Annotated in this window: 17 protein-coding genes; 2 read left to right on the forward strand and 15 right to left on the reverse strand. The window is 32.9% G+C overall.

What is annotated here, in order from left to right:
- Positions 1-39 precede the first annotated feature (39 nt).
- Positions 40-933: a deoxyribonuclease IV gene (locus tag CN925_RS03780; RefSeq protein WP_098844936.1), complete on the reverse strand. Its 894-nt coding sequence runs from the start codon at positions 931-933 to the stop codon at positions 40-42.
- Positions 934-1,055: 122 nt separating this feature from the next.
- Positions 1,056-2,363, reverse strand: coding sequence for a DEAD/DEAH box helicase (locus tag CN925_RS03785; RefSeq protein ID WP_098844937.1), 1,308 nt, complete (start codon positions 2,361-2,363; stop codon positions 1,056-1,058).
- A 225-nt stretch (positions 2,364-2,588) separates the two neighbouring features.
- On the opposite strand from CN925_RS03785, the gene vrrA reads away from it, so the two are divergent.
- Entirely contained in the window at positions 2,589-3,386 is a 798-nt protein-coding gene (gene vrrA, locus CN925_RS03790) for a VrrA/YqfQ family protein (RefSeq protein ID WP_098844938.1), read from the forward strand.
- A gap of 81 nt (positions 3,387-3,467) precedes the next feature.
- The gene (locus CN925_RS03795) at positions 3,468-4,412 is read left to right on the forward strand and encodes a 4-hydroxy-3-methylbut-2-enyl diphosphate reductase (protein WP_098844939.1); all 945 of its coding nucleotides are present in this window, start codon (positions 3,468-3,470) and stop codon (positions 4,410-4,412) included.
- Between the two features lie 47 nt (positions 4,413-4,459).
- Here the strand turns inward: CN925_RS03795 and CN925_RS03800 are convergent, their stop codons facing one another.
- The 13 genes from CN925_RS03800 to ybeY all read right to left on the reverse strand — a co-directional run bounded on the left by CN925_RS03800 (position 4,460) and on the right by ybeY (position 15,978).
- Positions 4,460-5,578 carry a Nif3-like dinuclear metal center hexameric protein gene (locus CN925_RS03800; RefSeq protein WP_098844940.1) on the reverse strand — a complete coding sequence of 373 codons (1,119 nt, stop codon included), beginning with the start codon at positions 5,576-5,578 and terminating at the stop codon, positions 4,460-4,462.
- Entirely contained in the window at positions 5,575-6,282 is a 708-nt protein-coding gene (locus tag CN925_RS03805) for a tRNA (adenine(22)-N(1))-methyltransferase (protein WP_098844941.1), read from the reverse strand. Before CN925_RS03805 ends, CN925_RS03800 begins: the two co-directional genes overlap by 4 nt.
- A 105-nt stretch (positions 6,283-6,387) precedes the next feature.
- Complete coding sequence (gene cccA / locus CN925_RS03810) at positions 6,388-6,744, reverse strand: cytochrome c550 (protein ID WP_098844942.1); 357 nt, start codon at positions 6,742-6,744, stop codon at positions 6,388-6,390.
- Between the two features lie 809 nt (positions 6,745-7,553).
- Entirely contained in the window at positions 7,554-8,672 is a 1,119-nt protein-coding gene (gene rpoD, locus CN925_RS03815) for an RNA polymerase sigma factor RpoD (protein ID WP_087998883.1), read from the reverse strand.
- Between the two features lie 29 nt (positions 8,673-8,701).
- A complete protein-coding gene (gene dnaG, locus CN925_RS03820; RefSeq protein ID WP_098844943.1) occupies positions 8,702-10,510 on the reverse strand; it encodes a DNA primase in 1,809 nt (602 codons plus the stop codon).
- A gap of 529 nt (positions 10,511-11,039) precedes the next feature.
- Positions 11,040-11,852 carry a pyruvate, water dikinase regulatory protein gene (locus CN925_RS03825; protein WP_098844944.1) on the reverse strand — a complete coding sequence of 271 codons (813 nt, stop codon included), beginning with the start codon at positions 11,850-11,852 and terminating at the stop codon, positions 11,040-11,042.
- Positions 11,853-11,872: 20 nt separating this feature from the next.
- On the reverse strand, positions 11,873-12,511 hold the full coding sequence (gene ccpN / locus CN925_RS03830) for a transcriptional regulator CcpN (RefSeq protein WP_098844945.1): 639 nt from the start codon (positions 12,509-12,511) through the stop codon (positions 11,873-11,875).
- Positions 12,512-12,608: 97 nt separating this feature from the next.
- Positions 12,609-13,394, reverse strand: coding sequence for a DNA repair protein RecO (recO, locus tag CN925_RS03835; protein ID WP_098844946.1), 786 nt, complete (start codon positions 13,392-13,394; stop codon positions 12,609-12,611).
- 27 nt (positions 13,395-13,421) lie between these two features.
- Positions 13,422-13,565: a YqzL family protein gene (locus CN925_RS03840; protein ID WP_069034173.1), complete on the reverse strand. Its 144-nt coding sequence runs from the start codon at positions 13,563-13,565 to the stop codon at positions 13,422-13,424.
- A gap of 231 nt (positions 13,566-13,796) precedes the next feature.
- Positions 13,797-14,705 carry a GTPase Era gene (gene era / locus CN925_RS03845; RefSeq protein ID WP_098844947.1) on the reverse strand — a complete coding sequence of 303 codons (909 nt, stop codon included), beginning with the start codon at positions 14,703-14,705 and terminating at the stop codon, positions 13,797-13,799.
- Positions 14,698-15,096: a cytidine deaminase gene (locus CN925_RS03850; protein WP_098844948.1), complete on the reverse strand. Its 399-nt coding sequence runs from the start codon at positions 15,094-15,096 to the stop codon at positions 14,698-14,700. The genes era and CN925_RS03850 overlap by 8 nt, the downstream gene beginning before the upstream one ends.
- A gap of 44 nt (positions 15,097-15,140) precedes the next feature.
- Positions 15,141-15,521, reverse strand: a complete 381-nt coding sequence (locus CN925_RS03855) for a diacylglycerol kinase family protein (protein WP_098844949.1) — start codon at positions 15,519-15,521, stop codon at positions 15,141-15,143.
- Positions 15,502-15,978, reverse strand: a complete 477-nt coding sequence (gene ybeY / locus CN925_RS03860) for an rRNA maturation RNase YbeY (protein ID WP_025671608.1) — start codon at positions 15,976-15,978, stop codon at positions 15,502-15,504. Before ybeY ends, CN925_RS03855 begins: the two co-directional genes overlap by 20 nt.
- Positions 15,979-15,986 lie beyond the last annotated feature (8 nt).

Below are 15,986 nucleotides of genomic sequence, written 5' to 3' on the forward strand. Positions count from 1 at the left end.
AAAACCAGCCCATTAATAAATTGAGCTGGTTTCTTTGTATTAAGCTTTCAATAATTCTTGAATTAAGTTTTCATTGAATTCTTGATTACGGAACATTTCTATTTCTAATTTATACGGTGGGACTTTGTTGTTTTTATCTTCACCAACATATGGCGTTTCTAATATTTTAGGGATGTCCATAAGTTGTGGATGGTGAACAATATAGTTTAGTGCTTTAAATCCAATCGACCCAAAGCCAATGTTCTCATGTCGGTCTTTGCGACTTCCCATTGGATTCTTACTATCGTTAATATGTAAAACTTTTATTTTTTCAATCCCAATTAATTGATCGAATTGCTGTAAAACACCATCAAAATCATTCACGATATCATATCCAGCGTCATTTATATGACATGTATCAAAACAAACTGATAATTTATCGTTGTAGTGTACACCATCTATAATTCTTGCTATTTCTTCAAATGATTTACCACATTCTGATCCTTTTCCCGCCATTGTTTCAAGCGCAATTTGTACTGGTGTTTCAGCTGTCAATACTTCATTTAAACCTTGAATAATTCTATCAATACCAGCATCTTCACCAGCCCCTACATGAGCACCTGGATGTAATACAATTTGTTTTGCTCCTAATGCTGCTGTACGGTCTATTTCTTTTTGCAAAAATTCAACACCTAATTCATAGGTAGCTGGATTTGTAGTATTTCCGATATTGATAATATATGGTGCATGAACTACTATATCAGCAATTCCATTTTCAGCCATATGTTTCAAACCCGCTGCAATATTTAAATCTTCAATTGCTTTACGACGAGTATTTTGAGGTGCTCCTGTATATACCATAAATGTATTAGCACCATAGCTTGCAGCTTCTTCACTAGCGGCTAAAAACATCTTCTTACCGCTCATTGAAACATGAGATCCTATTCGTAACATTCTTTCAGCTCCTACCTTCATTAATCATACTTACCATTTTAACATGAAAACCGATCATGGTTAAATTGTTCGCCTGTTTATAAAAGAAAAAAGAAAGGAATATTTTTCCTTTCTTTTTCAAACTACCTACTCGTTTTTCTTTTCACTTTATTTTTAAATGATTCTCTTTGTTCATTCAGTTTACGTTTATAGCCTGGTTTAACTTTAGATGGTTTTTTAATTGCTTTAGTAGCAACTGCATCTAAATTACGATCCGTTTTTTTACGTAGCTTACGTTTTGAGCGTGGTCCTAAATCAACCCATTCACCTTTTTTAAGTTCACGATGCTCAAATGTAATTCCACGATCTTGAAGCTTGTCTAATGCTTGTTCATCTTCTTGATCATAAATTGTAATTGCAGTTCCAGAGAAGTTTGCACGCCCTGTACGACCTACTCGGTGGACATAAAAATCTAAATCTGCTGGTAATTCGATATTGATTACATGACTTACCCCTTCAATATCAATTCCTCGGGAAGCTAAGTCAGTCGCAACAATATATTGAAATTCTAGATCTTGAATTTGCTTCATCATTTTTTTACGTTCACGAGGACTTAAATCACCATGAATTTGACCAACTTTTAAGCCATATGATGATAATTGAGTCGCAACTTCTTCAGCCTTTTTCTTCGTATTTGTAAAGACAATTGCTAAATATGGTTGAAAACTCAATAAAATATCTTTTGCCATTTTAACTTTGTCCTTATGGCGGCTTGGTACAATAATATGTTCAATTTTCTGAGCTGAAAGTTGTTGAGGATTAATATGGATATGTTCAGGATTTTCCATATACTTTTTCAAAAACGGTTTAAGTTTCTCAGGAATTGTCGCTGAAAAAACAAGCATTTGTAGTTTCTTAGGCATTTTTGATGCAACTTGATCTACATCATGAATAAATCCCATGTCTAACATTAAATCTGCTTCATCTACTACTAAATACTTTGTAGTATGGACTAATAACACATTATCATTTACTAAATCTTTAATACGTCCAGTAGTTCCAACTACAATATGCGGTTGTTTTTTAAGTTTTTCAACAGTACGTTTATAGTCGGTACCCCCTACGAAGTTTTTAGCAGTTAATTGCTCATCTTCTGGACAACATTCAATGATTGATTGGACATCATTATAAATTTGAGTTGCTAGTTCACGAGTTGGAGCAGTTATTACTAATTGCACTTGATCTAAAGATGGATCTAATGTATTTATTGTCGGAATTAGATATGCATGAGTCTTTCCTGACCCTGTTTGCGATTGACCAATTACACTACGTCCAGTTTTAACTTGAGGAATGATCTTTTGTTGAATTTCTGTTGGTTCTGTAAAGTGTTTCTTCTCTATCGCTTCCAAAATAAATGGTTTTAATTGAAAATTTTTAAATGAAATTGCCATATAACTCACCTTCTTAATTTAAACTTTCTATGTAATGAGGAAACGTTCTCCCCGTACAAAATAGCTACAATTATCTATTATACAATAGATTTGCCCAATAAAGCTAATTCTAATTTTTCTTTCTTCTTTAGTAGCATTTTATTTTTTATTCTGTCCTATACTAACCATTTCAAATTATGTGCATAGCCTAAGTAATAAAGAGTATTTCTGAAAGGAGGCATTAGATTGGGATTACTTGATAAGTTTAAGAATAAAAATAAACAGCCTTTTCCAATGAACGGCCCAAATTATTATAATAGTTATCAACATCCTTATCAAAATTTTCAAAATCCATACGGTGTAAGACCAAATTTTAATCAACGGTATCCTTATCCCCAATCACCGCAGCAACCTTTTATGCAACAACAACAACAACAACAACAATTTTATCCACCAGTTCAACAAATAGTTGGGCTACAAAATCATTATCAGCAACCAATTTCATATCAGCCGAAATTAAACGCACATCAACAATATATAAACCAAAATAAAATTTTACAACCTGTTCCTTTTCAAAATCAGCCCGTCATGCAAGCACCAGGCAGTAGTAATTATCAGCAACAAGGAACTCAAAATCTATACCCAATGACTGGGCAACCACCCGAAAAAGAAAATGATGGCAGTCCAGGATTTTTCTCGCGTTTATTGGGTGGAGATACTTCGATTACAGGTGTCATCGGTGGTATGCAAAAAGCTGTTCAAGCAGCTCAACAAGTCACGCCAATGATTCAACAATATGCACCTGCTATTAAAAATTTCCCTTCAATATATAAAATATTTAAAGCAGTCAATACCGACGATCCAGTTGATACAAAAAAAAGTAAAAAAAATGATGCAAGTGGAATAATTGAAGTTAAACAAACAAACGAATCAAAACCAAAAAAAAGAAAAAAAGCTCCAATTAAATCAGAAGTAGTAGAACCATCTAATACGATTGAAGAAACTGCATCAAACGTAAATCCAAAACCAAAATTGTTTATGTAAATTTTCTTTTTCTTTGTATAGTAGCATCTTCCTCCTTTATAATAAAAAATGACAACAATATTATAAAGGAGGGGCTACTCCATGAAAGTTATTAAAGTTACCCCACGAGGCTATTGCTACGGAGTTGTAGATGCAATGGTCATTGCAAGAAATGCAGCTAAAGACCCATCATTACCAAGACCTATCTACATACTTGGTATGATTGTTCATAATAAACATGTTACAGACGCTTTTGAAGAAGAAGGAATCATTACGTTAGATGGTCCAAGCAGATTAGATATCCTAGATAAGATTGAAAAAGGCACTGTTATTTTTACAGCTCACGGAGTTTCTCCAGAAGTAAAATCAAAAGCAATAAAAAAAGGGCTTACGACGATTGATGCGACATGTCCTGATGTTACCAAAACACATGATTTAATTAAAGAACGAATGGCTGAAGGCTATCACTTTATTTATATCGGTAAAAAAGGCCATCCGGAACCAGAAGGCGCTGTTGGAATTGCTCCTTCAATTGTTCACCTAATTCAAAATAAATCTGATATTGATGCTTTGGACATCCCGACTGATAAAATTATCATTACAAATCAAACAACTATGAGCCAATGGGATGTAGTAGAATTAATTCAATACGCAATTAAAAAGTATCCTAGCGCTCATGTTCATAAAGAAATTTGTATGGCAACTCAAGTACGTCAAGAAGCAATTGCTGATCAAGCAAGCCAAGCTGATTTAACAATTGTCGTAGGTGACCCGATGAGTAATAACTCAAATAGACTTGCACAAGTTTCGCATGAAATTGCAGGCACAAAGGCATATCGTATTTCAGATATTACTGAACTTCAGTTAAAATGGTTAGAAGGCGTTGAGACTGTAGCAATTACGTCTGGAGCATCTACTCCAACACCGATTACTCGAGAAGTTATCGCATTTTTGGAGAAGTATGATCCAAATGATGAAAGCACTTGGGATACAAAATCAGGGGTAGAATTAAATAAAATACTTCCTAAAGTTAGAATAAAAGACTAAAAAATAGGACTTCTGGATGTTTAACCAGAAGTCCTATTTTTAAACTTTTAAATAAATGTAAATGGATCCGTGTGAATTGTTGAAGCAATAATTTCACAAGCCATGTTTTTTTCTTTTAATTTATTATCTAAAAGACGTTTAACACCTAATTTCATTACTTTTTCAATATTGTGACCTGCATCCACTATATTTAAATTTAGCATTTTCCAATCTTGTGCCACGTGGTAATAGATATCACCACTTAAATAAACATCTGCGCCATTTCTTTTTGCATGATAGGCAAACTTATTTCCATCTCCACCTACAATTGCAACCTTCTTTACGCGATCACTTAAGTTCCCTACCACTCTTACACCTTGTAGATCTAATTTTTCTTTTACATAATGCGCAAATTCTTCTAATGAAATTGCTTCTTTAAGGCTCCCTATTCTTCCAATTCCAAATGACTTGCCTTCATTTTCTAGAGTGTATGTATCATATGCTACTTCTTCATACGGATGAGATTTTTTCATCACTTTCAGAACATGTTTTAATTTTAATTGTGGAACAACTGTTTCGAGCTTTACCTCTTCAACTTTTTCTAATTGACCTTGTTGCCCAATATATGGTGTTGTCCCCTCTAACGGCATAAATGCCCCTGTTCCATTCGAACTAAAGCTACAGTGGCTGTATTGACCAATATGACCTGCTCCAGCTTCACATATTGCATTTAATACATCTTCTGCATGTGATTTCGGTACAAATACAACTAATTTAATTAATTTTTCCACATACGTAGGAGCGAGAACGCTTGTATTTTCCAATTGTAAAGCTTCAGCTAAAAAATCACTCACACCAGTTTCTGCAATATCAACATTTGTATGTGCTGCAAAAACGGCTATATCATGTTTAATACAAAGTTCCACTATTTTACCAGGTTCAGTGTCTGTATCAATCTTTTTTAGAGGACGATAAATGATCGGATGATGAGCAATTATTAGGTTCGCTCCTATTGTAATTGCTTCTTCTACTACCTCTTTTGTGACATCTAATGCAATTAATACCTTTGTCACTTGTTTTGATAATGTACCTATTTGAAGACCATTTGGATCACCTTCCTCAGCTAAATGCTTAGGGAATAGTTCTTCAAATTGCTGTACTACTTGAAAACCATTTATCGATTTCATGAAAGCACCTCTTTTATCCACTCAAGTTTCTGTTCGATTTCTTTCATTTTCTGAACTGATTCCTCTGTTTGTTTTGCAGATTCAAGTTGAGTTAAGATTCTTTCAAAATTATTTTTTTCATGCTCCCATTTCTTCTTAAATGCTTCATTTTTGCCTCTTAATAAGTAAGGACCTATAAATATCTCCATCTCTTTCTTTTTGCCATATACACTATTTATATTTGATTTGGAAGCTACTAGAATTTCATAGATTTTTCCATCTTCTTCTAATATATCTTCTTCCACAAGAAAATATCCTTCTTTATCAAGCCAATTTCTAATTTGATGTGCACCTATATTCGGTTGTAATATTAACGTTTCAACACCATGAAGTTTTTCTTTACCATTTTCTAATATGCTTGAAATTAAAGAACCACCCATTCCAGCTATTGTTATGACATCTACTTCGTTAGGTTCTAAAACCTCTAACCCGTCTCCCATTCTCGCTTCTACAATACCTTCTAGCCCACTTTGACGAATCGTAGAACGTGCTGAATTATATGGACCTTCAGTAATTTCCCCTACAATTGCTGAGGTACATCTTTTAATTAATACTGCATAACAAGGTAAGTAAGCATGATCTGAACCAATATCAGCTAATTTAGTTCCCTCTGGTATGTAGTCAAATACTCTTTTTAAACGCTTTGATAAATTAACTTCATTCATAAAAAATCACCATTTCATTTTATTTTCATAACATCATTTTACACTATAGTAGTCAAGAAACCAAAATGACCTCTTCTTAATGAAGAGGTCATTTTATATGCTTGCTTATTTTTTCTCAGATAACCATTTAGCAACAGCTTCCAATTGTGGTCCTTGTACTAAACCAGCTGGCATTCCGCCTTCTTTACCGTTTTTAAGAATGTCTTTGATTTGATCTTCTGAGTATTTTGAACCTACTTTAGTTAAGTTTGGTCCTACAGCCCCTTGTAATTGATCACCATGACAGCTAACACATGTTTGAGCATAAATTTCGTCTGGCTTAGTAGAAGCTGTTTGCTCTTGTTTTTTATCACCATTGGCAATTTCATCAGCTTGCTTAGCACCTTTTATTGAAATAATTAGCATGACTGCGATTCCTAATGCTGCAATTAATGCAAAAGGAATTAATGGATTTCGTTTCATTATGATCCCCCTTATGTAACCCCTTAAAAATGATATAAATTACTATAACATTATTATTGTATACGATTAAAAACAATAAAAAAAGTATTATATTGGATAAATTTAAAAATTGTTAAACGATTTCAAAATTATATAAACCTTCCTACTATTAAGAAGTAAATTCTACATAGTATAAATGCAAGTTATATTTGTATAAACTCACCTCTCGATAAATGAAATAAGTAAGTTTTTTTAAGAAACCAATTTAACCCTTTCTTCAACCATTTTACTTTTCATTTGATTTTAATCATTTTCACGAAAAACTAAAGCAAAAGATTCTACCATTTCATTAAATAATTGCTATTACGATATAGGTAATATGTCTTTAAACAATTTATTTTATATTTAGTAGTATTGAACTAATTATAAAAATTATTAAAAAAGTAGAGAAAATGAGTATTTGCAAATTTAAAGACAATTCTGTAAAATAAAGTAAATAGATATCCAATTGTTTAAAATGATGGAATTACTACTAGCATCTCCATAATTTATATTAACCATTTTTGCTTAAATTATCCTTTGATTCTTTTTTAGAATAAATCATTAAAGATCAATTTCATTCTAAGAGAATCTGATTTCCATCACTCTTTAGTTAACCGTTTTAGCATTAACTAGTATGTAGCATAGCACTACAATTATCTATTTAGAACAGACATTCGATATATTTTGACATTTTTTTATTGTGACATATGTACTAATTAAAACGTTTTCATTTTCTTTTAGATGAAAAAAAAGTTTACCCTATTACGGATAAACTCTTTTTAAACATCCTATTCTAAGAAATCTTTTAGACGTTTGCTGCGGCTTGGATGACGTAATTTACGTAGAGCTTTTGCTTCAATTTGACGAATACGCTCACGTGTAACCCCAAATACTTTACCAACTTCTTCTAAAGTACGAGTGCGTCCGTCATCTAAACCAAATCGTAAACGTAGAACATTTTCTTCACGATCTGTTAATGTATCAAGAACATCTTCTAATTGCTCTTTTAGCATTTCATAAGCTGCATGCTCTGCTGGAGAAGTTGCTTCAGAATCTTCGATGAAATCACCTAAGTGTGAATCATCTTCTTCACCAATTGGTGTTTCTAATGAAACTGGCTCTTGAGCAATTTTAAGGATTTCTCTAACTTTTTCTGGTGGTAAATCCATTTCTTCACCAATTTCTTCAGGAGATGGCTCGCGACCTAAATCTTGAAGCAATTGACGTTGAACACGAATTAATTTATTAATTGTTTCCACCATATGAACTGGAATACGGATCGTTCTTGCTTGGTCAGCAATTGCACGAGTAATCGCTTGACGAATCCACCAAGTAGCATATGTACTAAATTTATAACCTTTACGATAATCAAACTTTTCAACGGCTTTGATTAATCCCATATTACCTTCTTGAATAAGGTCTAGGAATAACATACCACGTCCTACGTAACGTTTTGCAATACTAACTACTAATCGTAAGTTCGCTTCCGCTAGACGTCGTTTCGCTTCCTCATCGCCTTCTTCAATTCGTTTCGCTAAATTGATTTCATCTTGTCCAGAAAGTAAATCAACTCGACCAATTTCTTTTAGGTACATACGTACTGGGTCATTTATTTTTACTCCAGGAGGAACACTTAAATCATTTAAGTCAAATTCTTCTTCTTTTTCTAATTGAGCTCCTCTAGGTTCGTCATCAGCGTCACCAACAATATCAATACCTTGTTCACCTAGTTGCTCATAAAATTCTTCAAGTTGATCTGAATCAATTTCAAATCCATTTAAACGATCTGCAATTTCTTCATATGTAATTACACCACGTTTTTTACTATTTTCAATTAATAATGCTTTTACTTGATCAAGTGTTACTTCTGTTTCCGTATCTTTAGAACGAGCCGATTTATCAGCCATCTGTTCCCCTCCTTCGAAAAGTTCGCGAATCATTTAACATATTTCATACTAGATCTTAGCTGTGTAATTTGTTGGAGAATCGTTGCAGCTTTTACAAAATCTCCTTCACGTTCAGCTTTTTTCAGATCTATTTCTTTTTCACGTATACGTTGTTGTTTATCATAGTTGTTTAATGCATCTAAATAATCCTTTAACTCTCGCTCTGTTAGTTCAGGTGCTATCTGTAAATTGACAATTTTTGAAACTACTTCAAGTAACCTTTTTGAAGGAAGGTAATTCATAAATTTACTAATATTAGACTCATTGCCCTCTTCATAATAAGCATAAAGATGGATTATAATCTCGGAATAATCATTATTGTAGAATAGACCCTGATATTGCTGTCTTACTTTTTCAGCTACTTCCCTGCTATTTAACATATGAGCTAAAAGTAATTGTTCAGCTCTAACATGTGCGGGTAGAAGTGTCTTATTTGTAATATCGCGTTTGATATCAGTTTTTACTTCTGTTACATTAGATATACGATTTGCCTGATTACTATATTGTCCAAATTCCTTCTTAAGTACTTCAATCGAGATAGAAAACTCTTTTGAGAGTTGATTTAAGTAATAATCTTGTTCAATCAATTGACTTAGTTTAGCAATTTCCTGTAGCATTTCTTTAATATACTGAAATTTTACAGTTTCATCTAAAAGATTTTTTCCTTTTCGATGATATTGCATTTTAAAACTCATTAATGATACACTAGCTTCAATAATAGAGGTATTAAATTTTTCTGGACCAAATTTTCTTATATATTCATCTGGATCTAAGCCATCAGGCATTTGTGCAACTTTAATTGTAAATCCTTCTTTTTGAAGAATTTTAGCTGCTTTTTCAGTTGCGTTAATACCGGCCTGATCTGAATCATAGCAAATAATAATTTGATCAACAGATGTTTTCAAGACTTTTGCTTGATCCTCTGTCAATGAAGTTCCCATAGTTGCGACTGCATCATGGACACCAGCTCTAAACGCAGAAATGACATCTGCAAAACCTTCCATCAAAATTGCCCGATTTTGCTTTCGCATGACATTCTTTGCTTGGTAAAATTGATATAATAATTTTCCTTTATGGAAAATTGAAGATTCAGGACTATTTAGATATTTTGGTGATCCTTCACCCATTATTCTTCCGCTGAATGCAACAATTTTTCCTTGATGGTTATGAATTGGAAAGATTAATCGATTTCGAAATCGATCATAGTAATTACCATCACGTTCACTTCGAATAACTAAACCAGCTTTCTCCATGATCGGCATTGGATAGCCACGTTTTTCTAACACCTTAGTAACAGCATCCCAAGAATCTAAAGCAACCCCAAGCTCAAAATGCTTTATTTCCTCTTTAGAAATTCCTCTGTTAAGAAGGTATTCTAACGCTTGTTTACCTTCTGTTGTGTTAACTAATAGATGATGATAGTACTTTTTTACAAACTCATGAGCTTCAAGCATAATGCCTTGCTCTGTAGCTTGTGGATTCTTCACTGTGTCAACTGCATCTGAAGGTAAAGTGATATTTGTCTTTTTTGCAAGCTGATGGACAGACTCTTGAAAGTTTAGCCCTTCAAGCTGCATAATGAAAGAAATCGCATTTCCTCCAGCACCGCATCCAAAACAATGAAAAATTTGTTTCTCTGGAGACACAGAAAAAGATGGTGTGCTTTCTCCATGAAAAGGACAAAGTCCAAAATAATTTCTTCCTTGTTTTTTCAGAGGAACATATTCACTTACTACATCAACTATGTCAACTGACTGACGAACCTGTTCGACAAGTTCATCGGGAATTCTGTTTCCCATACTGACAGCTCCATATACTATTTTATTCGATAAAACTCACTGTATTCCTTCATAATTCGACAAAAATATTTCCATATATTTTAACTTAAGTTTATTTTCGTTATTTATATATGAATTAATCATTTTATCTAAAAAGAAGTCTAAACAGTAGTACATAAGCATTGCATTCAACTGCTAGTTCTGGTTTTCATTAACCCATTTATTTATCGCTTATGATTAATTTCTACACGTCTTTTGTAATTCCTTCAAAACATGTATCGATTTATGTAGTTTTATTTCCATCTTTCAATAAACTAGGAAGCACATATTCATAGTTTATTCGTAAGTATAAAAAGTTAAACCTATTATTAGTTCATTTCATACAATTTTTTATTATAATCTATTTTAAATAGGAAATCTAGCAATAAGTACTAAAGAATTTCAACTTTTATTTGCGAACTAATTTAATGAAAAGTTCTATTAGAAAAGTTGAAAACACATTAGATTACTCTAATGTGTCAGCTAAATAAAAATCGTTCATCATTTTTAATTATCTTATCTGCTTACTTTGATAATAATAATTTAATATTACATTAGCGGATTCTTCTACTGCCTTACTTGAAACATCTACAACTTTGCAACCAATTTGGTTCACAACATCATTGAAATGTTTTAGTTCATCTTCAATCCTTTTAATATTAGCATAACTAGCCCCGTCATGAAGTCCTAATGAAATAAGACGTTCTTTTCGAATATGGTTTAACTTTTCAGGAGAAATCATTAGCCCAATACACTTTTCTTTCGGAACCTTAAGTAGTTGTTCTGGTGGATCTACTTCTGGAACTAAAGGCACATTGGCAACTTTAAATCCTTTATGCGCAAGATATTGTGATAAAGGAGTTTTAGATGTTCTAGATACTCCAATTAAGACGATATCAGCTTTTTCTATACCTCTTGGATCTCTTCCATCATCATATTTAACAGCAAATTCAATTGCCTCTATACGTTGGAAATAATCTTCGTCTAATTTCCGAACAACTCCAGGTTCATTTCTAGGCTCAAGTTTATGAATCGTTGAAATTTTATCGATTAATGGACCGATTAAGTCGTATACGATAACGCCTGCACTTTTGGCTTCTTCTAATAATTTCTTTCTCATATCAGGTTTTACTAATGTAAATACAATAATACCATTATTTTCTTTTGCTACTTGAACTATTTCAATTAATGTTGCATTATCTTCAACGTATGGTACACGTCTAATCTCGAATTTTTCATGAAATTGACTAATAGCTGCCTTTACGACATGCTCTGCTGTTTCACCAACAGAATCTGATACAACATAAACGATTGAATTGCCCATATGTTCACCTCTTAACTTTACTAAAACATATCATTGTTCATTAAGTCTACAATCGCACGAGTAAAATTTGTTTTTGTAAATCGACCAATAACCTCAAGTCCATGCTCACTTTCACGAACAACAGGGACAGCATCAATTTGTTTTTCAATTAAACTCTTAGCTACATTATAAATTGTATCATCTTTATAGCAAATTGTAATGTTTGGCATCCTCGTCATAATAATATCTACCGGTAATGTATGCAAATCTTTATTCCCTATACTTGCACGGAGTAAATCTTTTCTCGAAAGTACTCCAGTTAAAACCGAATTTTGATCAACAACAAATAATGTTCCTACATCCTCAAGAAACATTGTAACAATCGCATCATACACTGATGAACTTCGATCTACGACAACAGGAATCGCCTGAAATTCCTTTACGGTCAATTTTTTAATTCTGTCAATGACTTGTGCACCACTTGTTCTTCCTGTGTAATAATATCCTACTCGCGGTCTTGCCTCTAAAAAACCAGTCATTGTAAGAATAGCTAAATCCGGGCGAAGCGTAGCTCTAGTAAGTGCTAGCTTATCTGCTATATGTTCACCTGTAATTGGTCCATTATTTTTTACAATTTCAAGAATTTGAGTTTGTCTTTTTGTCAGTTCGATTTCCCTCACCCCTAACTATCCAATATGTTATACTCTCTAATAAATATTATATACTATTTTTACAATTTAAAAAAGAAAGAAGGAAATAGGTAGCCTATTTCCTTCCTTAGGTTTCTGAATTTTTATTAGTTTTCAGAAAATTTTCCATGTTTTTTAATTGCTCTAAAAATTTTCGTGACTTTAAATAGATCCCACTATATTCATCATAAAAAGAAAATAAAATTTGTTGTAAGTTTTTCTTTGTTGCATCACTAACCTCAATTTTACCAAGCCGATTTACATCAAAATGATAAAATAACCTCATTAACTTAACCGACTTTTCAGTGACTGAAAATGCATATGGATCAGTATGTTTACAACGCTGACATAAAAACCCACCTTCTCTAACAGAAAAAGCTACAAAAATATTTTCATTCGCACTGCATTTACAATTTATACATTGATCAAAAAATGGGTGGTATCCTAATACAGGTATCATTTTCGTCATAAATAAATAAGTCAAAACTTCAGCGTCAGAACCTTCATTCATGTGCTGAAGTAATTGAAGGAGCAATTCAAATAAATACGGATTATTTTTTTTCTCTTCAACCGCTTTATCAGTCAACTCTACAATAATTGATGCATATGCAGTGGCAACTAAATCACTTCTTAATTCACGAAATGAATCAATTAGTTCTCCCTGACTTAATGTACCAAGACCAGACCCTTTTTGAATTAAAAACGACCCATATGTAAAGAGTTGTGTAACAGAAGCAAGTCGACTATTTGTCTTCTTTGCTCCTCTTGCCACAACTCCTATCTTACCTAATTCTCTTGTTAAGAGAGTAATAATAACATTTGATTCTCCATAAGCGTTAGCTCGTAATACAATTCCTTCTACACGCTGTAACAATTAACTCACCATCCAATTGGATGAAGGTTAAGTATGTAGGGAATCAATATCAGCTATTTCTTCATCAATGTAACTTTTCTGATCCACATGTTCCTGTTCAAGCTGTTTAAACAATAAATATGTCTCAACATTTCCAGTTTTAGAAAAGACATCCCAGGTAAAATTCAACATTGAGAAACCACCTTTCAAGAATAGCTACAACTCATTGCTCATTACCTATAGCCAATTACTTTCCCTGCTTACTTATAATGTGACCTTCTCTCCCGATTTTCATGTGTATAAAATTTATTAAAATTACAAATAAAATGCTTGCAAAATTACAAGAACTATGTTTTTGGGTCTTGAACAAACGGTCATATTCTAGCCCTCTAATACTTTACCCAATCCCTTAAATTTTGCCTATTAATACTCATCTTCACGGAAACCTAAATCTCTTAATTGAGACATACGATTTCGCCAATCTTTTTGAACCTTAACCCACAACTCTAAGAATACTTTTGTATCAAGTAAGTTTTCTATATCTAATCTAGCACGCTTGCCAACCTCTTTTAACATGCTACCTTGCTTACCGATAATAATTCCTTTTTGGGAAGATCGTTCAACGACAATAGTTGCATTGACGTATATTGCATTTCCTTCTGGTCTTCTTTCAATTTGCTCAATAATAACAGCAATTGAATGGGGAACCTCTTCTCTAGTCAAATGCAATACTTTTTCTCTTATTAATTCTGAAATGATAAATCTTTCAGGATGATCTGTTACTTGATTTGCAGGATAATATTGTGGACCTTCTGGTAAATAACTTTTAATTACTTTTAATAAACGATCAACATTATTCCCTTGTAATGCTGAGATTGGAACAATTTCAGCAAATTTGAATAAATCTTTGTATTTATTAATTAAATCAAATAATTGATCAGGATGAATTGTATCAATTTTATTAATGACTAAAATAACTGGACTACGACTACCTTGCAGCTTCTCAATAATAAATTCATCCCCACGACCAAATCCTTCATTGGCATTTACCATAAATAACGTAGCGTCAACATCTTTAATTGATTCTTGAGCTACCTTTACCATAAAATCACCAAGTTTATGTTTTGGTTTATGGATTCCTGGCGTGTCAATAAAGACAATTTGTGCATCATCTTCTGTAAAAACGCCTTGAATTTTATTACGAGTTGTTTGAGGTTTATCACTCATTATAGCTATTTTTTGACCAATTACTCGATTTAAGAATGTACTCTTCCCTACATTTGGTCTACCTATAATTGAGACAAAACCTGATTTATAACTTTCTTTATTCATTCAAATCCTCCGATGTAAATGCTCCTGGCAATAATTCTTTTACTGTTGTTTCTTTTATTACTCCATTTAAGTTTGATAAATAGACGACTGTATCTGGACCACTTAGTTCAAATAAAACTTGACGGCACGCCCCACACGGTGCAACAGGTCCCTCAGTATCAGCGACAACTGCCACTGCTGAAAACTCTGTAATGCCATCTGAATATGCTTTAAATAATGCAGTTCGTTCTGCACAATTCGTTAGACCATATGATGCATTTTCAATGTTACAACCATGAATAACTTGGCCATCCTTTGTAAGCAAAGCTGCACCAACTTGAAATTTCGAATATGGTACATATGCGTTTTCTCTAGCTTTTATCGCTTCATTAATAAGTTGTTGTTTATCCATTATATAGCCTCCTATATAAGCCCGAACACGAAATTGGGGTCTTATTAACGTAGTATAGTAAAATACGGAAAAAATAGCAAAGCACCTATAATGATTGAAACAATCGCAGCGACTAACACCGCACCTGCAGCTACATCCTTCGCTTTTTTGGCTAAAGGATGTTTAGTCGGTGATGCTAAATCTACAACCGCTTCAATTGAAGTATTAACAAGCTCTAGCGAAATGACAATTGTAATAATAAGCAAAAGGATTAACCAATCTATTCGACTAATATGTAAATAAAATGCAAGACCGATTGAAAGGAGTGCTGCAAATAAGTGGATTTTTATATTTCTTTCATCCTTAATGACTTTAAAAATTCCACTAAATGCAAAACCAAAAGATTTATATAATGGCGCCCTTTTTTTAGAGTCTTTCAAGGCCATATTTTTCTAATATTTCCTTTTGTTTTGTAAACATCACTTTCTCATCAGCTTCATTCATATGATCATAACCAAGTAAATGTAAACATCCATGAACTGCTAAAAAACCTAATTCACGACGGAACGAATGACCATACTCCTCAGCTTGTCTCTTTGTAGTAGGAATCGAAATGACAATATCGCCTAAAGTACGAGGTAAGTCAACTCCAATGATTTCAATTTCTCCTTCTCCTAATTCTTCCATAGGAAAAGAAATAACATCAGTAGCACGATCCTTCTCTCGATATTCTTTGTTAATTTCATGAATTCTTTCATCATCTACAAATGAAACGGCAATTTCAACTTCACCCGTTACACCTTCATATTCAAGTGCACATTCGAGCAAACCCTTTATATCAGATTGCTGTTCTTTCGTCACTTCATTTGTTTCATCTATAAAATCAATTTCTAATTGAACCATTATCTCAC

It is taken from the genome of Bacillus sp. AFS055030 (assembly GCF_002574545.1).
Lineage (GTDB): Bacteria > Bacillota > Bacilli > Bacillales > Bacillaceae_G > Gottfriedia.